Annotated in this window: 23 protein-coding genes; 18 read left to right on the top strand and 5 right to left on the bottom strand. The window is 34.9% G+C overall.

Going from position 1 to position 20336, the window contains the following annotated elements; genetic code table 11:
• Window positions 1-1404, bottom strand: coding sequence for a hypothetical protein (locus EKL97_RS05605; RefSeq protein WP_126568403.1), 1404 nt, complete (start codon window positions 1402-1404; stop codon window positions 1-3).
• Window positions 1405-1964: 560 nt separating this feature from the next.
• Between EKL97_RS05605 and EKL97_RS05600 the strand changes: the two genes are divergently transcribed.
• The 12 genes from EKL97_RS05600 (at window position 1965) to ftsY (ending at window position 10320) form a co-directional block, all read left to right on the top strand.
• On the top strand, window positions 1965-2207 hold the full coding sequence (locus tag EKL97_RS05600) for a hypothetical protein (protein WP_126455093.1): 243 nt from the start codon (window positions 1965-1967) through the stop codon (window positions 2205-2207).
• The gene (locus tag EKL97_RS05595) at window positions 2207-2497 is read left to right on the top strand and encodes a type II toxin-antitoxin system RelE/ParE family toxin (RefSeq protein ID WP_126455091.1); all 291 of its coding nucleotides are present in this window, start codon (window positions 2207-2209) and stop codon (window positions 2495-2497) included. Before EKL97_RS05600 ends, EKL97_RS05595 begins: the two co-directional genes overlap by 1 nt.
• 3 nt (window positions 2498-2500) lie before the next feature.
• Window positions 2501-3658: a glycosyltransferase family 2 protein gene (locus EKL97_RS05590; RefSeq protein ID WP_126568402.1), complete on the top strand. Its 1158-nt coding sequence runs from the start codon at window positions 2501-2503 to the stop codon at window positions 3656-3658.
• 84 nt (window positions 3659-3742) lie between these two features.
• Window positions 3743-5068, top strand: coding sequence for a dihydrolipoamide acetyltransferase family protein (locus EKL97_RS05585; RefSeq protein ID WP_126568400.1), 1326 nt, complete (start codon window positions 3743-3745; stop codon window positions 5066-5068).
• 145 nt (window positions 5069-5213) lie between these two features.
• On the top strand, window positions 5214-5990 hold the full coding sequence (locus tag EKL97_RS05580) for a 3'-5' exonuclease (RefSeq protein WP_126568398.1): 777 nt from the start codon (window positions 5214-5216) through the stop codon (window positions 5988-5990).
• Window positions 5991-6032: 42 nt separating this feature from the next.
• On the top strand, window positions 6033-6644 hold the full coding sequence (locus EKL97_RS05575; RefSeq protein WP_126561922.1) for a fumarylacetoacetate hydrolase family protein: 612 nt from the start codon (window positions 6033-6035) through the stop codon (window positions 6642-6644).
• On the top strand, window positions 6644-6988 hold the full coding sequence (locus tag EKL97_RS05570) for an Hpt domain-containing protein (RefSeq protein ID WP_126455081.1): 345 nt from the start codon (window positions 6644-6646) through the stop codon (window positions 6986-6988). Before EKL97_RS05575 ends, EKL97_RS05570 begins: the two co-directional genes overlap by 1 nt.
• A gap of 222 nt (window positions 6989-7210) precedes the next feature.
• Window positions 7211-8464 carry a CinA family nicotinamide mononucleotide deamidase-related protein gene (locus EKL97_RS05565; protein WP_126561921.1) on the top strand — a complete coding sequence of 418 codons (1254 nt, stop codon included), beginning with the start codon at window positions 7211-7213 and terminating at the stop codon, window positions 8462-8464.
• A gap of 72 nt (window positions 8465-8536) precedes the next feature.
• On the top strand, window positions 8537-8773 hold the full coding sequence (gene rpmB, locus EKL97_RS05560) for a 50S ribosomal protein L28 (protein ID WP_126455077.1): 237 nt from the start codon (window positions 8537-8539) through the stop codon (window positions 8771-8773).
• Between the two features lie 27 nt (window positions 8774-8800).
• Window positions 8801-8983 (top strand): 50S ribosomal protein L33, encoded by a 183-nt coding sequence (gene rpmG, locus EKL97_RS05555; RefSeq protein ID WP_017495179.1) that lies wholly within the window; start codon window positions 8801-8803, stop codon window positions 8981-8983.
• A 76-nt stretch (window positions 8984-9059) separates the two neighbouring features.
• Complete coding sequence (locus EKL97_RS05550; protein WP_091205215.1) at window positions 9060-9212, top strand: DUF4295 domain-containing protein; 153 nt, start codon at window positions 9060-9062, stop codon at window positions 9210-9212.
• 127 nt (window positions 9213-9339) lie between these two features.
• Window positions 9340-10320, top strand: coding sequence for a signal recognition particle-docking protein FtsY (ftsY, locus tag EKL97_RS05545; RefSeq protein ID WP_126568396.1), 981 nt, complete (start codon window positions 9340-9342; stop codon window positions 10318-10320).
• Window positions 10321-10508: 188 nt separating this feature from the next.
• Here ftsY and EKL97_RS05540 read toward each other — a convergent pair whose 3' ends face one another.
• Complete coding sequence (locus EKL97_RS05540) at window positions 10509-10715, bottom strand: hypothetical protein (RefSeq protein ID WP_394343474.1); 207 nt, start codon at window positions 10713-10715, stop codon at window positions 10509-10511.
• Between the two features lie 439 nt (window positions 10716-11154).
• On the opposite strand from EKL97_RS05540, the gene EKL97_RS05535 reads away from it, so the two are divergent.
• On the top strand, window positions 11155-11598 hold the full coding sequence (locus EKL97_RS05535; protein ID WP_126455073.1) for a hypothetical protein: 444 nt from the start codon (window positions 11155-11157) through the stop codon (window positions 11596-11598).
• Window positions 11579-11875, top strand: coding sequence for a DUF721 domain-containing protein (locus EKL97_RS05530; protein WP_126460325.1), 297 nt, complete (start codon window positions 11579-11581; stop codon window positions 11873-11875). Before EKL97_RS05535 ends, EKL97_RS05530 begins: the two co-directional genes overlap by 20 nt.
• Before the next feature lie 129 nt (window positions 11876-12004).
• Here EKL97_RS05530 and EKL97_RS05525 read toward each other — a convergent pair whose 3' ends face one another.
• Both EKL97_RS05525 and bshC read right to left on the bottom strand, forming a co-directional pair.
• Window positions 12005-12424, bottom strand: a complete 420-nt coding sequence (locus tag EKL97_RS05525; RefSeq protein WP_126460327.1) for a nucleoside-diphosphate kinase — start codon at window positions 12422-12424, stop codon at window positions 12005-12007.
• Between the two features lie 85 nt (window positions 12425-12509).
• Entirely contained in the window at window positions 12510-14153 is a 1644-nt protein-coding gene (gene bshC, locus EKL97_RS05520; RefSeq protein ID WP_126568395.1) for a bacillithiol biosynthesis cysteine-adding enzyme BshC, read from the bottom strand.
• 103 nt (window positions 14154-14256) lie between these two features.
• Between bshC and EKL97_RS05515 the strand changes: the two genes are divergently transcribed.
• Entirely contained in the window at window positions 14257-15540 is a 1284-nt protein-coding gene (locus EKL97_RS05515) for an MFS transporter (protein ID WP_126568393.1), read from the top strand.
• A 7-nt stretch (window positions 15541-15547) separates the two neighbouring features.
• Here EKL97_RS05515 and EKL97_RS16070 read toward each other — a convergent pair whose 3' ends face one another.
• Window positions 15548-15682, bottom strand: a complete 135-nt coding sequence (locus tag EKL97_RS16070) for a T9SS type B sorting domain-containing protein (RefSeq protein WP_126568430.1) — start codon at window positions 15680-15682, stop codon at window positions 15548-15550.
• A 300-nt stretch (window positions 15683-15982) separates the two neighbouring features.
• On the opposite strand from EKL97_RS16070, the gene EKL97_RS05505 reads away from it, so the two are divergent.
• The 3 genes from EKL97_RS05505 (at window position 15983) to accC (ending at window position 20310) form a co-directional block, all read left to right on the top strand.
• Window positions 15983-18187, top strand: a complete 2205-nt coding sequence (locus EKL97_RS05505; protein WP_126568392.1) for a B12-binding domain-containing radical SAM protein — start codon at window positions 15983-15985, stop codon at window positions 18185-18187.
• Between the two features lie 101 nt (window positions 18188-18288).
• The gene (locus EKL97_RS05500; protein ID WP_126455060.1) at window positions 18289-18774 is read left to right on the top strand and encodes an acetyl-CoA carboxylase biotin carboxyl carrier protein subunit; all 486 of its coding nucleotides are present in this window, start codon (window positions 18289-18291) and stop codon (window positions 18772-18774) included.
• A gap of 93 nt (window positions 18775-18867) precedes the next feature.
• Window positions 18868-20310: an acetyl-CoA carboxylase biotin carboxylase subunit gene (gene accC / locus EKL97_RS05495; RefSeq protein WP_126563900.1), complete on the top strand. Its 1443-nt coding sequence runs from the start codon at window positions 18868-18870 to the stop codon at window positions 20308-20310.
• Window positions 20311-20336 lie beyond the last annotated feature (26 nt).

Raw genomic sequence — 20336 nt, 5'->3', positions numbered from 1 at the left:
TTAATCAAAAGTATAAAGTTGTGAAGATTTAATTTTGTTAACCCAATTGACTTCTTCAACAAACATTTTGGCTTTGTCTAGCATATCTCTCCTGTCATAAATGTGTACGCTTGAAGAACTACTTTTTTTTGCAGGATGCGTGACATAGCTTATTACTTTCTCGGAGAGTCTTAGTAAAGATAGATTACTAACAAAAGAACTTCGCAAGTTGTGAGTGCTAAACAAATGGCTGTTTTCAATTTCAACTGATTTTAATATTTTTCTGATGTTAATATTGAGATTGGTTAATGTGATATTGGTAAAATCCGGAAAAGCATCATCATTTTTTTTGATAATTTTTAATGCTGTAACGAATAAAGGTGTATAACATTCTGTTCGGGTTTTAGCTTGAATTGTGTGTATATAGTAAAAAATATTTTTTTTCTCATCGCATATTTGAATTGTTCGTCCTTTTGCTTCTTGCATCGACTGGAGACGCATGCCAGTTTGGCTAGCTATGAGAATGTATTTTTTTGCTAATTCTAAATATTTTGAAGTAGGTACATATTCTATTATTTTAAGAATATCTTTTTCTTTGAGAAATGCTTCCGTTTTTTCAGACTTATTTTTTTCTGCTACATTAATTAAATTTTTGTCTGTAAGGTCTAATGGGATTTTGATTTCTTGTTTTTTAGCAACTTTGCAAAGTAGTATAAAATATGTTTGATATGCTTTTAAGGTGTTTGTTGAAAATGCTTTTTTTTGTTTTTGTTGGAAACTATCTATTTTGATTTTGCCAGTCCTAATATCATTTACTACTTCCCAGATTTCTCGATAAAGTTCTTCATTAAGTTTTTCAAATGTTAATTTAATTTTTTTTGCTTCTTGATAGCGTTTTATTATGGGAGCAAGATTTCTATATGAGTTGATAGTAGTCTCTTTAACTTCATCTTTACGACCGCTACCAATAAGATTTTCTAGATGACTAATATGATTATTAAGAAAATTTATGACTGCAAAAGTTTCCTCTGGTTTTCTTTTTTCTCTACCGCTAATAGAAAGTAAATAATTTTTAACTTCTTCAGCGATTGGTTCTTGATTTTTAAAGTGGGTTGCAGCTGTTTCTATATTCGATTCAAAATCGGTTATTTTATTTCTAAATAATTTATTATACTTTTCATTTGCTTTAACTGTGGCTGGATCATAAACAAAATTAAACACACCTCTTTTTTCGCGTACAATTCCGAAGTATTTTGGTAAAACTGATACCTCTAAAGAGTATTGAAATTTTTTGTATTTGACTATTCCATCTACTTTATTAGCAAATGCTCCGCTGATTTCTGCCAATACCAATTCAGGGCTAGTGCGCACATCCAAAGATTTACTTTTAGCTTTGAGTCTATATCTGTAGGTCAGTGCTTTCATAATAGCAAAGTTACAAATTTAAATTCAATGGGTCTCTAATTAGGTCTCTAATTTTATGATAAAAGATGAAATATACTGATAAATAATGATTGATTTATTTTTTTATTTTTAAGCTTACGCCTTGTTTTTCAGTGGTTAAGGCTGTTTTTAGTGAGTTTGCAGAATATGATAGATATTTTCGACTGATAAGTAATTCACTTTGTAGGGTATGAGTTATAAATTATAAGAGATGCATGCATTACTAAACATAACTTTTTTGCAAAAGTAATTCATTTATATTAGGTTTCAAGTTTTATCGTTTAAGTAATGTTAAAACTAAACATGATAACCTGTTTTTTAGGAGCGAATGACTTGGTTTTAGTTGGAACTAAAGGTCCAGCTTTCATTCTAAATGAAATTCACTGAACACCGATGAAAATATTAACTTGGTGAAGTACTCTTTTAGTCCTTAAAGAAAGAACAAAAAAAATTTTTCCCTTCCTTCGGGGCTAGTGGAGAAACATGTTTTTTTTTAATTTTCAATAAAATGACGTAAATTTGAGTGGTTAAAAATTTGTATCATGAAAACGGAGACTTTAAAAATCAGCATCACGCAAAGAATCTTAAGTATTAACGACAATAAGATTCTTAGTAAAATAGCAAAACTTCTTGATGAAGAAAATATAGTTGGTTATGACGCAGATGGAAACCCAATTTCTGAAAAAGAATATACTAAAGACATTCATGAGGCTTTACATCAATTGAATGAAGGAAAGTTAGAAACCTATTCTAGTGAAGATGTCAGAAAAAAAATTCTAGGTTAATGAGGGTGCTTTGGAGTAAAAAAGCATCAAATGAACTAGAAGCTATTTATAAGTACATAAAAAAAGAAAGTCCTCAAAATGCTATTTTAGTATTTAATGAAATTTATGATTTGGCAAATTCTCTGCCGAATTTTCCTTATAAATTTCCGGTTGAGCCAATAATTAATATCCAAAAAGTTAGATTTGTGGCCATTTGGAGTTTTAAAATTATCTATTCCGTAGAGAAAGAAAGTGTTGTAGTTTTGAGAATTTTCAACACGAAACAAAATCCCAAAAAACTAAAACAATAAGCTTTGCAACTATCCGTCATTATTCTCAATTACAACGTTCGCTATTTTCTGGAGCTCTGTGTTTTAAGCGTTCAAAACGCATTAGAAACCATTGACGGCGAAATTATTGTAATTGATAACAATTCTTCGGATGACAGTTGTGCAATGATGCAAAAGCTTTTTCCTAACGTAAAACTCATTCAAAACAAAGAAAATATTGGCTTTCCCAAAGGCAATAACATTGGGGTAGCCCAAGCGCAAGGCGAATACATTTGCGTTCTGAATCCCGATACTGTTGTTGCCGAAGATACGTTTATGAAAGTATTGGCTTTCGCCCAAAAACAATCGGATTTAGGAATTGTGGGTTGTAAACTCATCGATGGAACCGGAAGATTTCTGCCCGAAAGTAAACGTGGCGTTCCGACACCTTGGGTCGCTTTTACCAAAATCACAGGTTTATACAAATTATTTCCTGGAACATTCGGGAAATATTATGCGCAACATTTAAGTGAAAACCAAACCGGAAAAGTAGCCATTCTTGTGGGTGCTTTTATGGTTATGAAAAGAGATTTGTATCTTGAAGTAGCCGGATTTGATGAAGATTGTTTCATGTATTCTGACGATATTGATTTGTCGTATCGAGTCCTGAAAGAAGGAAGATTCAATTATTATTTCCATGAAACGACCGCAATTCACTACAAAGGAGAAAGCACGGTTAAGGATGAAACGTATATGAAACGGTTTCAGGAAGCGATGAATTTCTTCTACAAAAAGCATTTTAAAAGTGTTTTATTTTTCTCCCTTTTTATGAAAATTGGGATTGTCTTTTTTTCTTTGGCGAAAATGTTTCAAGGGAAACCAGGAATAAAAATCATTCCAAAATCATATCTTTTGTATTCAGCTAACCAAAAATTAGCAGGTAAGCTCCATTTGGTTTTGCAAAAAAAAGTCCTGTTTCACGATTTGAAAACAGAAAAAATAGTAATTTCGTCTTCTGTTAAAAGTAAAATAGGTGCAGAAATTATTTTAGATAACGAATTCATTTCTTTCAAAAAATGTATCGCAATTCTTGAATCTTCAAGGAATAAAGGATTTACCTTTAAAATTATACCAAAAAACGCTAATTTTTTAATAGGAAGTAATAATAGTAATGAGAGAGGTGAGATTATAGAAATAGAGTAAAAAATTACATTTAATGTAATTTATGTTTGAAATATTTAGTAATTTCGCAAACTGAAAATCAATATCACCTTTTAGGTTAACAATATGGCAAGATTTGAATTAAAACTTCCAAAAATGGGAGAAAGCGTTGCAGAAGCAACCATTACAAACTGGTTAAAAGAAGTTGGCGACAAAATTGAAGCGGATGAAGCAGTACTTGAAATTGCTACTGATAAAGTAGACAGTGAAGTGCCAAGCGAAGTTTCGGGAATTTTAGTAGAACAACTGTTTGGTAAAGATGATTTAGTTCAGGTAGGGCAAACTATTGCTATTATTGAGACTGAAGATGGAGTGCTTGTGCCAATTGTTAAAGAAGCTGTAGCTCCTGAGGTTATTGCTGAAGTAACAAAAATGGTTAATCCCGAAGCTTCAGGATCCAACGAAAGTGTTGCGACTCCGGTAGATTTGTCTTCCGATTACTCGGAATCTGAAAAATTCTTATCGCCTTTGGTAAAAAATATTGCTAAAGAAGAAGGAGTTTCTGTGGCTGAATTAGCAGCAATTTCGGGAACAGGAAAAGAGGGAAGAGTGACTAAAAATGATATTTTAGAGTATGTAAAAAACAGAACTAGTCAGCCTGCTATTGCAGTTCCGGTGGCAGCAGTTCAAAAATCGGTTGCAGTGCCAGCAGCTCAAAAAGCAGCTCCGGTATCCGTAAGCGGTGGTGATGAAATTATAGAAATGGACAGAATGCGCAAGCTAATTGCGGGATACATGGTCGCTTCGGTACAAACTTCGGCTCACGTACAATCGTTTATCGAAGTCGATGTGACGAATATTGTGAAATGGAGAGAGAAAAATAAAGTTGCTTTCGAAAAAAGAGAAGGGGAGAAGTTGACGTATACGCCAATTTTCATGGAAGCGGTAGCTAAAGCGATAAAAGATTTTCCAGGAATGAATATTTCTGTGGATGGCGATTATATTATCAAGAAGAAAAACATCAACTTAGGAATGGCTGCTTCGTTACCAAACGGAAATTTAATTGTTCCCGTTATTAAAAATGCGGATCAGTTGAATTTAGTTGGAATGGCTAAAGCGGTCAATGATTTAGGAGGTCGTGCAAAAGCTGGAAAACTAAAACCGGACGATACTCAAGGCGGAACCTATACAGTTACTAATGTGGGAACTTTTGGAAGTGTTTTTGGCACGCCAATTTTAAATCAGCCTCAAGTGGGTATTTTAGCCCTTGGAGCAATCCGTAAAATGCCCGCTGTAATTGAAACCCCTGAAGGAGATTTTATCGGGATTCGTCAAAAAATGTTCTTATCACACAGCTATGATCATAGAGTGGTAGATGGAGCTTTAGGCGGTAGTTTTGTAAAAAGAGTCGCTGAATACTTAGAAGCATTTGATGTAAACAGAGATGTTTAAAAGCTAATATTTAGAATAAAAACCCGATTGATTTTTAAAAATCAATCGGGTTTTCTTTTTTTAAGATTTTATGAAACTTTAAACGGTGAACTTTAAATGAAATTAAACCCAAATTTCTATATTTGTAACCACACAAAAATTAAAAATGGAACTCAAACTCAATAAACCAATTTGTTTTTTCGATCTAGAAACCACAGGGATTGATATCGGAAAAGATAGAATTGTAGAAATCTCAGTTTTAAAAGTTTTTCCGAACGGAAATAAAGAAAGTAAAACGTGGTTGGTCAATCCAACAATCCCAATTCCACCTCAAACAACCGCTGTTCATGGCATTACTGATGAAAAAGTGGCCAATGAACCTACTTTTAACGAACTGGCGACTCAAGTGTATAATATGATTAAAGACAGTGATTTGGCTGGATTTAATTCGGATCGTTTTGATATTCCGTTATTGGCTGAAGAAATGCTACGTGCCGGAGTAGATTTTGATATGAAAGGAAGGGTTTCTGTTGATGTGCAAACCGTTTTTCATAAAATGGAAGAGCGTACATTGAGCGCAGCTCACAAATTTTATTGTGGAAAAACACTTGAAAATGCACACTCTGCAGAAGCAGATACCATGGCAACTTACGAGATTCTGAAAGCGCAACTGGATCGCTATCCGGAACTTGAAAACGATATGAAATTATTGTCCGAGTTTACAACAAGAAAGAAAATTGCTGATTTCGCAGGAATGATAGCTTTTGATAAGGATGAGGAGGAGATTTTTACTTTTGGAAAACACAAAGGAGTCAAAGTGGGTAAAATTCTGGAAACAGAGCCCGGTTATTTCAGTTGGATTCAAAATGCCGATTTTCCGTTGTACACCAAGAAAGTTTTAACGGCAATTAAACTACGAAAACTGAATAATAAATTAAGTTAATTTTTGAATTTTTCAATCATTAAATTTTTTAATTAATAAAAAATGAAAATAATCTGTATCGGTAGGAATTATACCAATCACATAGAGGAATTACAAAACGAGCGGCCCACGGAACCTGTGGTTTTCATGAAACCGGATTCAGCCGTTTTATTAAAACAACATCCGTTTGTAATCCCGGAATTTTCGGAAGAGGTGCACCACGAAATCGAAATTATAGTCAAGATAAGCAAAGTAGGGAAATACATCGAGCCTAAGTTTGCTCATAAATATTATGACGAAATTAGTGTGGGAATCGATTTTACCGCTCGGGATTTACAAGACAAATTAAAAGCAAAAGGGCTGCCTTGGGAAAAAGCCAAAGCATTTGATGGCTCGGCAGTTATAGGTGAATTTGTATTAAAAAATCAATTTAGTTCCGTAGAAAATATTACTTTTGAATTAAAGAAAAATAATGAAACGGTTCAAATGAGTAATTCGAGTTTGATGCTCTGGAAAATTGATGAGCTGATTTCATACGTTTCTCAGTTTTTCACATTAAAAATTGGCGATATCATTTTTACAGGAACCCCGGAAGGAGTGGCAGCGGTAAAGCCGGAGGACGTTTTAGAAGGATTTTTAGAAGGGCAACAACTATTTAGAATACAAGTAAAATAATGGCAATAAACTACAACCTGTCAAAAGTGTACGCACTGTCGGACAACGACCCTGAATTTGTAAATGAAATTCTGACTTTGTTTGTGACTGAAGTTCCGGCAGATCTAGAGCAAATTAAAGAAGGAATAAAAAAGAAAGACCACAAGCATGCCTATGCTTATGCACACAAAATAAAGCCAACCCTGGATTTGATGGGACTTAATGTTGCTTTTGAAGAAATTCTTCAAGTTGAAGCCTGGACAAAGACTGAAGGTAAAAAGAAAGAAATCAAAGAAACGTTTAAGAGTGTAAAAAATCAGGTGAAAGAAGCCATTAAAGAAATTAAAAAAGACTTTGATTTGTAAAATTTGGGCGTGACCACGCTTTCACTTACGTTAAAGCGTGGTCGGGCTATCCGTTGCAAACGAAGTTCACTGAACCCCTATTAAAATAATTGTTTAGGTGAAGTAATCTTCCGAAAAAACGGAAGGATTTTCACTGTTATCCCTCACGCAAAAAAAGGAATCTGCCAATTTACACTTTCCTTTTTTAAATACAGTTTTATAAAATAAGCAGCACCAAAAAAAATGAAAGCAACCATAGTTACCATAGGTGACGAAATTTTAATAGGCCAAATTGTCGATACAAATTCTGGTTTTATAGCCAAATCGTTAGATAAAATTGGTGTTGAAATCAACGAAATGATTTCGATTAGTGATGATAAAAAACACATTTTTGATACGTTTACAGCACTTCAAAACAAAGTCGATTTGGTTATTATAACTGGAGGTCTAGGGCCAACAAAAGATGATATTACCAAGAAAACATTTTGTGATTACTTTGAAGATGAATTAGTTGTTGATCAAAAAGTGTTAGCTCATGTCACGCAACTTATAGAAGGTTTTTATAAGCGAACCATTACGCAAATCAATAAAGATCAGGCGCTGGTTCCTTCGAAATGTACGGTACTTCACAATCAGGTAGGTACGGCACCAGGAATGTGGATGAAAAAGGAAAACACTGTTTTTATTTCGCTTCCTGGAGTTCCTTATGAAATGAAGTATTTAATGGAGCATGAAATCATCCCGAAAGTAGTTCGGGAATATGAGCGCCCTTATATAATTCATAAAACAATTCTGACCTATGGTCAGGGCGAGAGTCTGGTGGCGGAACGAATAGAGGATTGGGAAAATAACCTTCCTGTATTTATTAAGCTGGCTTATTTGCCTGCTCCGGGACGCGTACGATTGCGTCTTTCGGCACGTGGTACAGATAAAAATAAATTAGAGACTGCGCTACTTGAAAATGTAAACTTGCTGGACGCAATTATTCATGATATCATCGTTGGTTATGATGAAGACGAAACGATTGAAGTTGCAGTAGGGAAACTTTTGACCCAACAAAACAAAACCATAGCCACAGCCGAGAGTTGTACAGGGGGTAAAATAGCAACGCTTTTAAGTGCTGTTGCCGGTGCTTCCAATTATTTTGCAGGAAGTGTAGTTTCGTACTCAACCCAAGCTAAAATAGATGTTTTGGGTATTCCGGAAAGTCTGATAAAGGAATATTCCGCAGTCAGTAAGGAGGTAGCTTCTGCAATGGCTTTGAGCATAAAAAAGAGAATGAATACGGATTATGCAATTGCGACAACAGGAAATGCCGGACCAACAAAAGGCGACTCAGATGCAGAAATTGGCACTGTTTTTATTGCAATAGCAACACCAAAGGAAGTAATTGTTGAAGAATTCAATTTTGGTCAACCCCGTGAAAAAGTGATAGATAGAGCGGTAATAAAAAGTTTAGAACTAGTACAGAAAGAAATTTTAAAAAATGTGCAGTAAATATGTTGCTTAATAGGTTTATTTTTCTTTTCTTTGCACCCTGATTTTGAATAACGATAAAAGATAAGTATAATGTCAAGAGTTTGTGACCTTACAGGTAAAAGAGCGATGGTAGGAAATAACGTTTCTCACGCTATGAACAAAACTAAGAGAAAATTTTCTGTAAACTTAGTTAAAAAGCGTTTTTATCTTCCAGAAGAAGATAGATGGATTACTCTACGAGTAGCTGCATCTACGGTAAAAACAATTAATAAAAATGGAATCGCTGCAGTTTTGAAAAAAGCAAAAGCAGAAGGATTTATTAAATAATCCCTTCCAAAATAAAAAAATAGCAAGATGGCAAAGAAAGGTAATAGAATCCAGGTAATTTTAGAATGTACTGAACACAAAACATCAGGTGTTGCAGGGACTTCAAGATACATAACAACAAAGAACAAAAAAAATACTCCAGACAGATTAGAGATTAAAAAATTTAATCCAATCTTGAAAAGAGTAACTGTTCACAAAGAAATTAAATAATAATTAGAGATTTTAATAGAAATCTAGAAATGGTCACATTTAGAGATTTTATTTAAATTTAAATAACATTTGAATCATGGCAAAGAAAACCGTAGCATCGTTACAGACATCTTCTAAGAGATTATCAAAAGCCATCAAAATGGTGAAATCTCCAAAAACAGGTGCATATACATTCGTAGAATCTATTATGACTCCAGAATCAGTTGATGAATTCTTGAAAAAGAAATAATTTACAACAGCAGTATATAGAAAAGCTACTTTCATTCGGAAGTAGCTTTTTTATTTTCTATATTTACCATTAGAAATTGTATTTGTTCTTTGGACTTAAATACTTCATTCTTAATACTATTTACACAATGAGTTTTTTCAAAAGAATATTTTCAGCAGACAAAAAAGACCCGAGCCTAACCGAACAGGCGAAGCAAACATTAGATAAAGGTCTTGAAAAATCAAAAACAAATTTCTTTTCTAAGTTAACCAAAGCGGTTGCCGGAAAGTCAAAAGTGGATGAGGAAGTCCTGGATAATTTAGAAGAAATTCTGGTTGCTTCCGATGTTGGTGTCAATACGACTTTGAAAATCATTGAAAGAATAGAAAGTCGGGTAGCAGCAGATAAATATCTGGGAATTGAAGAACTCAATCTGATCCTTAGAGAAGAAATTGCGGCTTTATTATCAGAGACTAACTCCGGTGAAGCCACTGAGTTTGTAATTCCAACTCAGACTAAGCCGTATGTTTTGATGGTAGTGGGTGTAAATGGAGTTGGTAAAACTACTACTATTGGTAAATTAGCCTTTCAGTTTAAAAAACAAGGATACAACGTTGTGCTGGGCGCAGCTGATACTTTTCGAGCCGCTGCCATTGACCAGTTGCAAATTTGGGCAGATCGAGTAGGAGTTCCTATTGTTCGTCAGGATATGGGAAGTGATCCGGCTTCGGTGGCTTTTGATACCTTGCAATCCGCGGTGGCGCAAGATGCGGATATCGTTATCATTGATACCGCAGGTCGTTTGCATAATAAAATTAATTTAATGAACGAATTGACCAAAGTAAAACGAGTGATGCAAAAAATTGTTGAAGATGCGCCACATGATGTTCTGCTAGTTTTGGATGGTTCAACGGGTCAGAATGCTTTTGAACAAGCCAAACAATTCACTGCCGCTACTGAGGTTACTTGTTTAGCGGTTACAAAACTTGACGGCACTGCTAAAGGCGGTGTGGTGATAGGAATTTCAGATCAGTTTAAAATTCCTGTAAAATATATTGGTGTTGGAGAAGGAATTGAGGATCTTCAGGTTTTTAATAAATATGAATTTGTAGATTCATTCTTTAAATAAAAGACAATTATGGATTTTTCTTCTTTAAAAAATGTACCACCACTATACCTTTATTTTGGGAGTATAGTTTCTTTTATAACGGCTAATCTTATTCGAGATATAAGTATCAGTCTGTATTATTTTTTGATACTTATGGGATTGGTTTTCTTTGTTTTAGGTTTTCTTAAACGTTTGAAAGTCAAGTAGATTTACTGATGTAAAACGCTAGGTTTCTGCTGTAATATTTCATCAAAATCAGGTAAAGCTAAAGTTGGATTATCAAGGTTTACCACCTCTCCCATTCTGATAACGACCATTTTCTTGCTCGGAATGACATAAATTTTTTGATCGTTTTTGCCTAAGGCCATAAACATGTCGGCAGGAGCTGTTGGTATTAAACTACCGTTGAATTCCAATTGGCGTGATGACCATTGAAATGATTTTCCATAACAATTCGGCCGTTGACAAGAATGATACTAGATTTTGTTACCCAAGTGGCGCCGGTTAGTGGAAGGAAATAGAGTGTATCTGTTGGAGTAGGCGTTGGTTCTGAAGTTTCAGAACTGTAGCTTATGCAAAATATTGTAAGGACGATACGGTAGATTATTTTTTACATTTTGCTTTGATTTAGTTCTAATTACCTTATGGTTAGTAATATATAAAATAGTTTAATGTGTTCTACTTTTTTTGTTTTCTGTGAATTTAATAAGAGTAACTTTGTTGTATGCAATTTAAGTATGGTTACTTCAAAATACCTAGCCCTGATTGAAGCGGAAATCCTTTTTTAGCCGCTTTTTAGGCGGATAAAAAGATTGAAGTGAAAAGCAGGAAATAGCTCCTAAAAATATTAATTATATGAAAAATACATTTAGCTTTCTTTTTATTGCATTCCTTTTTGTGGGATGCCAGCAAGAAATTATACCTGCTGATATTGCCAACATAAACGGCTATTGGGAAATTAAAAAGGTTGTTTTTGATAAGGGGGAAAACAAGGAGTATAAGATGAATGAAGTGTATGATTATTTTGAAGTTGACAAAAAGAATAAAGGGTTTCGAAAGAAAGTCATGCCACAACTAGACGGTACTTTTATGGTGAATGATGCGTATGAAAAGGTTTCAATTCGATTTGCAGATGACAAGGCATTTGTGGATTATTCAACACCTTATATGAAATGGAGTGAGGAAATAATTGCAGTGTCAGCGGAAGAATTAGTATTACTGAACAAAGAAAAAACAGCATATCATTACAAGAAAGCAACACCAATAAATTTACTGGGCGATGGCAAAGAGACTAAATAATCAAAGTACGATAGGGGATGTTTTGAAACAAATTATCCAAGTAAATAAGCTGCAGCCTGGAATGGATCAAATGGACGTAAAATACGCTTGGAAAAACTTGATGGGTAACGGTGTGAACAGTTATACCAATAATGTAGTTTTGAAAGGAAGTACGTTGTATGTAGAGTTGACCTCGTCCGTTTTACGGGAGGAATTAAGTCATGGCAAATCAAAAATTGTGGCTATGATTAATGAGGAACTAAGACGAGATGTGGTGAAGGATGTGGTTTTAAGGTAATGATTTTAGATTGTTGATTAACGAATTTAGATTTCAGATTTTTGATATAAAAAAATCCCGTTTCAATTTTGAAACGGGATTTCTATTTTATTATAATTCGTAACTGTCAATTGCGACTGAAAACCGATACTAGAACTGCTCTCTTCCGGCAAAATGGAACGCACCTTCGATAGCTGCATTTTCATCGCTATCAGAACCGTGAACTGCATTTTCTCCAATAGAGGTTGCGTATGCTTTACGGATAGTTCCTTCAGCAGCGTCAGCTGGGTTTGTAGCTCCAATTAGAGTTCTGAAATCTTCAACAGCGTTGTCTTTTTCTAAAATAGCAGCAACAATTGGTCCTCTTGACATAAACTCTACTAATTCACCATAGAAAGGTCTTGCAGCGTGCACTTCGTAAAAAGCTTGTGCATCAGCAACAGTTAATTGTGTCAATTTTAAAGAAACGATTTTGAAACCTGCCGTAGTAATCATTGCAAGTATGTTTCCGATGTGTCCGTTAGCAACAGCATCCGGCTTGATCATGGTAAAAGTTCTATTAGTAGCCATTTTTATTTTTTTTAATTTTATGCAAAATTAGCATTTTTTTATTGAATATTTTTACAATTAAGACATTCAAATAATCGTAATCTGATTAAAGTACAATAATTTCAAATTTATTATCCAGCGGTTGGAGTTGTTTGACTAATGTAGGAATCAGATTGTCTCCGTATTCCAAATAAAATTCGGAAAAATTAGTTTGTCGTTCCTGTAAACTTTGGTTGGGAAACAGCTCATTTTGCAAGTAGGTGATGCGTTGTAAAACGTCACTTAGTTTTCTTTTTTGTGCTTTTAGCAATCGTTTTTCCAGATTTTCTAATCCTTTGTTTTGTTTTGTTTCCTGGGCTTTTACCGCTCCAATAAAAGATTTATCGGTTTTGGTCGCAACATCATAAAGCTCCTGAAATTGTTTTTCCAATTGGATTTTGAGATGCGTTAAATCAACTGGGAAATCTGATAATTCTTTGGTTTTAGTAGGTATTAAATTTGCCTGTTTCGAAAATAAATTTCCCCAATTCAATTCTAATTTGTCTGCTTTTTTAGCTTGCTTTTCGGTTGCTAATAGTACGGAATTTCTAAGCAAAAGTATTGGAAAAGTTACTTTTGCAGCGGCAAAAAACGATTGTAGTTCTAGCCAATAGGCAATCTCTCCTCCTCCGCCAATGTAGCATAAGTTGGGGAGAATCACTTCTTGATATAACGGACGCATAATCACGTTAGGACTGAATTTCTCTGGATGATTTTCTAAAAGGGATAGAATTTCTGTTTCAGAAAACTCAATTTTAGTATGGTTTACTTTGTATCGATCATTTTCAAAGATGATGCGTTCTCTGATACTATCTTCAATATAAAACAAATTGATTTCACGAGGATTTACTTGAATCGTATACTCTTTTAATTTTTCGGCAGTTTCTAGTACTAATTTATGCGAGGATTGGTGTAGTAATTCTTCTTTTGCAAAAGGAATAAAAGCTCTTTTTAAGTCTGAATTATCCGCATCTAAAATGACTAAACCATTTGCACCAAATAATGCATTTGCTAAAAATCGTGTGGCATCGGCTAAATTATCGTGATTCAGATAAGAGTCTTTGAATAATTTTTTTAGAGTATCTGCATTCGTACCGGAACCTAATTCCAGCGCATATACTTCTAGAAAATCGGATAAACCTTTAGTAGACAATCGTCCAACAGGACCTGTACTTTCTTTGTTCCAACGGAATTTTTTGCCTTTAAAATTAAAATAATTGATTTCTTCAAAATCATGGTCTTCGGTAGCCATCCAGTAAATGGGGACAAAATTATAGGTGGGATATTTCGCTTTTAATTCGGTTGTCAAATTAATTGTCGAAATAATCTTGTATAAAAAATATAAAGGTCCACTGAATAAATTTAGCTGATGGCCAGTGGTTACAGTAAATGTATTTGGAAGGGCTAAAGTTTCAATATTTTGTTTTGTTAAAACAGAAGTTGAAATAGCCGAATATTGTTTTTTTAATACTGAAACTAAAATATTTCTTTTATTGTCATTGACATTTTTTTTATCCATTTCGACTCCCTCTCCTTCGGGGAGGGCTGGGGAGGGGAAGTTATTTTGCTTTTCAAGGATTTGCTTTTCAAAGTTTTCCAGCGTTGGAAATCTATTGTATAGAGAATGTAAATTATTTTTTTGATCTAAATAATCGTTCATCAAAGAAGAGAAATATCCTGAATTTTGATAGCTGATACAGTCGGTTGGCATATGGAATTTTATTTGAGGCTAAATTACCGAAAAATATTGGAACTATAATATTTGTTACTTTCGAAAAATAGTATCAATTTTATCAAAAAAAATTAACAATTTTATGAAAGATAATTTAAAGCTTACGAATAAAAATTCTTTAAAACATGTTCTTTTTGGCAGTTTAATTGGTACAACTATAGAGTTTTTTGATTTTTATATATATGCTAATGCAGCAGTTTTAGTTTTTCCTCAATTGTTTTTTCCTTCAACAGATAATACTAATTCTGTTTTATTATCTCTTGCAACTTTTTCGATTGCTTTTCTTTCCCGACCTTTAGGTTCCGCAGTCTTTGGCCATTATGGTGATAAAATTGGACGTAAAACCACCTTAGTAATTGCATTATTAACAATGGGGATTTCAACTGTTTGTATTGGTTTTTTACCAAGTTATGCCAGTATTGGAATTACAGCTCCTTTATTACTTATGTTGTGTCGCTTTGGTCAAGGAGTTGGTTTAGGTGGCGAATGGGGTGGAGCGGTTTTATTGGCAATCGAAAATGCTCCGCCTAATAAGCGTGCTTGGTATGGTATGTTCCCGCAATTGGGAGCTCCAATAGGCTTGTTGCTTTCAGGTGGTACTTTCTTGATTTTGACAGACACAATGAGTGCCGAAGCTTTTCTGGACTACGGGTGGAGAATTCCGTTTATAGGGAGTTCGTTATTGGTTGTTGTAGGTTTCTATATCCGATTAAAAATTGATGAAACTCCTGCTTTCAAAAACTCTAAAAAAGAACAACAAGAGGTTAAAATTCCCTTTTTTACTTTATTAAAATTTTATAAAAACCAATTGATTTTTGGCACATTTGCGTCGATTACAACTTTCTTGGTTTTTTATCTCATGACGGTGTTCACGCTTAGCTGGGCAACGTCAGATTTAGGTTATTCCAAAAGGGATTTTCTATTGATGCAATTGTTTTCGGTATTGTTTTTTGCGCTTTTTATTCCTGTTTCTGCTTTAATTGCGGATTGTATTGGGTGTAGAAAAATGCTTATTTATGCAACGATAGCAATAGCTGTTTTTGGTTTTGCATTTTCATTTTTTTTAAATTCTGCCAGTTCGGTTCTTGTGACTTTGTTTTTATGTGTTGGAATGGCGCTGATGGGATTCACATATGGCCCATTGGGGACTTTTTTATCGGAACTGTTTCCTACAACGGTGCGTTATTCAGGGACCTCTTTGGCATTTAACATGGCAGGAATTATCGGAGCCGCTTTTGCCCCTATGATTGCGATTTGGTTAGCTACACAGTATAGCCTGACCTACGTTGGGTTTTACTTAAGTACGGCAGCCTGTGTCTCTTTATTTTCATTGTTGATGGTCAGCAAAAAAGAGCATAAGTTTTGATGATTTGCTATCGCTTCAAACTAAAATGACCTTTGTATTCATTTTCATCAGTTCTGGTTGCTGTATACCAATAATCACCTGATGGAAGTTGATGACCATTAAGACTTCCGTCACATGAACTATTTTGAGTTAATTGTTTTATTCTTTGCTAGGTATATACCATCGCTTGCTTTCTTTAAATCGGCAGTAGCATCATCATTGCAACCACGTAGGTTTTTGGCACAATCAAAACATTGACTTTGCATTGTAAATGAAAAAGGAAAAATTCGCTTCAGAAGTAAGATTTACAGCAAGATAAATATAATTAAATACCTATATATTACGTTGAAACTAAAAATAGCTTTGTTTTATATTTGAATCCAAAGAATAAATAATAATATGGACTTTTACTTTGTTGATAAGAACAGAATTATCCCTTATTTTTGCACAAAACTTATTTCTTTTGAAAACCAAATTATTCATCATCACGCCTCCGTTTACCCAACTCAACACACCGTATCCGGCGACCGCTTATATTAAAGGGTTTCTGAATACCAAAAACATTGAGTCTGTTCAGGCGGATTTGGGTATTGAGGTGATTTTGGAATTGTTTTCTAAAGAAGGTTTGCAAAATGTGTTTGCTATTGCCACAGCTAGGACCCAAAAGCTAACACCCAACTCCCAAAGAATTCAAGCTTTGCAAGATGAATATCTAAAAACGATTGATCCCGTGATTGCTTTTCTGCAAGGAAAAAATCCAACATTGGCGCTTCAAATTTGTCAGGAAGATTTCTTGCCGGAAGCGTCCCGTTTTGCACAATTGGAAGAACTTGATTGGGCTTTCGGAACGATGGGAACACAGGACAAAGCCAAGCATTTAGCGACTTTGTATCTCGAAGATATTTCAGATTTTATTGTCGAATGTGTAGATGCTAATTTTGGTTTCAGCCGCTATGCAGAACGTTTGGGACGAAGTGCGAATTCTTTTGACGAATTGTATGAAGCCTTGCAACAGGAACCAACTTATATTGATACCGTTCTTCTTTCTATTTTAAAAGAAAAAATAGAAACTATAAAACCTACATTATTCTTGATTTCAGTTCCGTTTCCAGGAAATTTGTACGCGGCTTTTCGTTCGGCACAATGGGTTAAAAAGCATTATCCCAATATCAAGATTTCGATGGGTGGTGGTTTTCCAAATACAGAATTGCGTTCGCTTTCAGATGCTCGTGTGTTTGAGTTTTTCGATTTTATTACTTTGGACGATGGGGAAATGCCAATAGAAGAATTAATCTCTAATATTGAATCCCGAAATTTCGGGACAGATTACAATTCTTATAAACGAACCTTTCTGTTGGAAGACGGAAAGGTAGTTTATAAAAATAATTCCCTGAAACACGATTACAAACAATCACAAGTAGGAACTCCGGATTATTCGGATTTATTTTTGGATAAATACATTTCGGTTATCGAAATTGTGAATCCCATGCACCGCATGTGGAGTGATGGGAGATGGAATAAACTTACCATGGCACATGGTTGTTATTGGGGGAAATGTACGTTTTGCGATATTTCTTTGGATTACATCAAAATTTACGAACCCGTGGCGGCCAATTTATTGTGCGACCGAATGGAGGAAATGATTGCCCAAACAGGTGAGAACGGATTTCATTTTGTAGATGAAGCGGCGCCACCGGCTTTGATGCGGGCTCTAGCTCTCGAAATTCTTCGTAGGAAAATAGCCGTGACGTGGTGGACGAACATTCGATTCGAAAAAAGTTTTACCAAAGACTTGTGTTTGCTACTTAAAGCTTCCGGTTGCATTGCGGTTTCTGGTGGTCTCGAAGTAGCTTCTGATCGATTATTAAAATTGATTGACAAAGGCGTTACGGTGGAGCAAGTGGCTAAAGTCACCAGAAATTTTACCGAAGCAGGAGTCATGGTTCATTCCTATTTGATGTACGGCTATCCTACGCAAACCATTCAGGAAACGATAGATAGTCTCGAAATGGTGCGTCAGTTATTTGAAGTTGGGGTATTACAATCGGGATTTTGGCATCAATTTGCTATGACGGCGCACAGTCCAGTAGGCTTGTATCCAGAGAAATTTGGTGTGACAAAAGAAACCGAAATCATTGGAACTTTTGCCAATAACGATATTAATTATACCGATGCAACAGGAATCGACCATGATAAATTCAGTTTTGGACTTAAGAAATCGTTGTTCAATTTCATGCACGGAATCTGTTTTGATTACGAATTGCAGGATTGGTTTGAATTTAAAATTCCAAAAACTAAAATTTCACCTGATTTTATTTTTGATGCTCTACAAGAAGACAATGATTTTAGCGTCAAACCCACTGCTAAAATCGTTTGGTTAGGCGGCAAACCATTTGTGGAACATTTTACCAAATCTAAAAAAGGAAATTCTTGGGAACTAATGACTTTGATATTTCATGATAAAAAAGAAAGTTTCAGTATTCAAACGAATAAAAGGGAGGGAGAATGGCTGGTAGAAATGCTACAGAAAATCGCTGTTTCGAATTCTAAAACTCACAGCTTTCAAGAAATAAAAATAGATTTCGAATCATATCTGGAGGACTTTGAATTGTTTTGGTACTCCAAACCAATTAAAACGCTGCGGGAATATGGGTTATTAGTATTATAATTTTATTTTTGATACCTATACTAAATTAGCATAAAACTTTCTTCATTGGTTTACGAAAACGTTTTCTTTTGCCTATTTTTACGACCATAAAATAAAAGCAAATGAGTATTGGTTATAAAGTTAATGTAAATGACACTTTTCATTTTGATTTAGAAAAGAAAAGTATTTCACAACTGGATGCAGTGCGTGTGGAAACGAATAAGTTTCATGTTTTGCACTCAAACACTCCTTATCAAGCGGAAATCATCACTTCTGATTTTCTTCAAAAAAGCTACACCGTAAAGGTAAACAATAACACCTACATAGTTGCCATTTCAAATCCTTTGGATGTTCTGATCAAGGAAATGGGATTCGAAGTAGGGCTTACCAAACAAGTCAATTTTATCAAAGCACCCATGCCAGGTTTAATTCTCGAAATAAGTGTGGTAGTAGGACAAACCGTCAAAGAGAATGACAATCTTATTATTTTAGGGGCCATGAAAATGGAAAATAGCTTTCTTTCTCCGCGTGATGGCGTTATCAAAACCATATCAGTAATGATGGGTGATGCCGTAGATAAAGGACAGTTGTTAATTGAATTTGAATAAAACACCACTAATTTAAAAGAGAATTTTAAATTATACAACGCAATTGATTGTGAGAGAATTAAAATTAACGAGTCTGCGGTTAAAAAATATAAAATGAAAAAATTATTAGTTGCCAATAGAGGTGAAATCGCCATAAGAGTGATGAAAACCGCAAAAAAAATGGGCATTAAAACTGTAGCAGTATATTCTACTGCCGACAGAAATGCACCGCACGTAAAATTTGCTGATGAAGCCGTTTGGATTGGCGAAGCTCCTTCTAATCAATCCTATTTATTGGGAAGTAAAATCATAGAGGTTGCGAAATCATTAAACGTAGATGCAATTCATCCCGGGTACGGATTCCTGAGTGAAAATGCTGATTTTGCCGAAGAAGCAGAGAAAAATAATATCATTTTTATTGGTCCAAAGTCGAAAGCGATCAAAATCATGGGAAGTAAATTAGCGGCGAAAGAGGCTGTTAAGCAATACAACATTCCAATGGTTCCGGGCTTTGACGAAGCCATAACGGATGTCGAAAAAGCGAAAGTGGTTGCCAAAAAAATTGGTTTTCCAATTCTGATTAAAGCCTCTGCAGGTGGTGGCGGAAAAGGAATGCGTGTGGTAGAGAGTGAAGCTGATTTCGAATCTCAAATGGATCGCGCCATCAGTGAAGCGATTTCCGCTTTTGGTGATGGTTCTGTTTTTATCGAAAAATATGTGGGTTCGCCAAGGCATATCGAAATTCAAGTTATGGCAGACAGCCACGGGAATGTGTTGTATTTATTCGAAAGAGAGTGCAGTATCCAGCGTCGTCACCAAAAAGTAATAGAAGAAGCGCCTTCTTCGGTTTTAACACCTGAATTGCGTAAAAAAATGGGTGAAGCCGCTGTTTTGGTAGCTAAATCATGTGATTATTTAGGAGCAGGAACTGTCGAATTTTTATTGGATGAAAATAATAATTTCTACTTTCTTGAAATGAATACTCGTTTGCAGGTAGAACATCCTGTTACGGAATGGATTACAGGAACTGATTTGGTTGAACTTCAAATCAGAGTGGCCAGGGGAGAAGCATTAGCATTAAAACAAGAAGATTTGAAAATAAAAGGGCATGCAATGGAATTACGTGTGTATGCCGAAGATCCGATGAATGATTTCTTGCCAAGTGTGGGAAATTTGGAGGTGTATCAATTGCCAGTTGGCCAGGGTATTCGTGTGGACAATGGTTTTGAACAAGGCATGGACATTCCTATTTATTACGATCCTATGTTAGCCAAATTAATTACGTACGGCGAAACCCGTGAAGAGGCCATTCAAATTATGCTCAAAGCCATTGAAGATTATCATGTGGAAGGCGTACAAACAACGTTGCCTTTTGGGAAATTTGTTTTTGAACACGAGGCATTTCGTTCCGGGAAATTTGACACGCATTTTGTAAAGAACTATTACAATATGGATGTATTGAAAAATCAAATGGAGCAAGAAGCCGAAATCGCTGCTTTGGTAGCGTTGAAACAGTATTTTGAAGATCAAAAAATCGTACGCTTACTAAACTCTTAAAACGTCAGTTCGAGTTGAGCAAAGGT

Source organism: Flavobacterium sp. LS1P28, assembly GCF_003970335.1.
In the GTDB taxonomy this organism is placed as follows: domain Bacteria; phylum Bacteroidota; class Bacteroidia; order Flavobacteriales; family Flavobacteriaceae; genus Flavobacterium.
The sequence above is the reverse complement of the archived record's forward strand: the minus strand, read 5'-3'. Positions and strand labels throughout refer to the sequence as shown.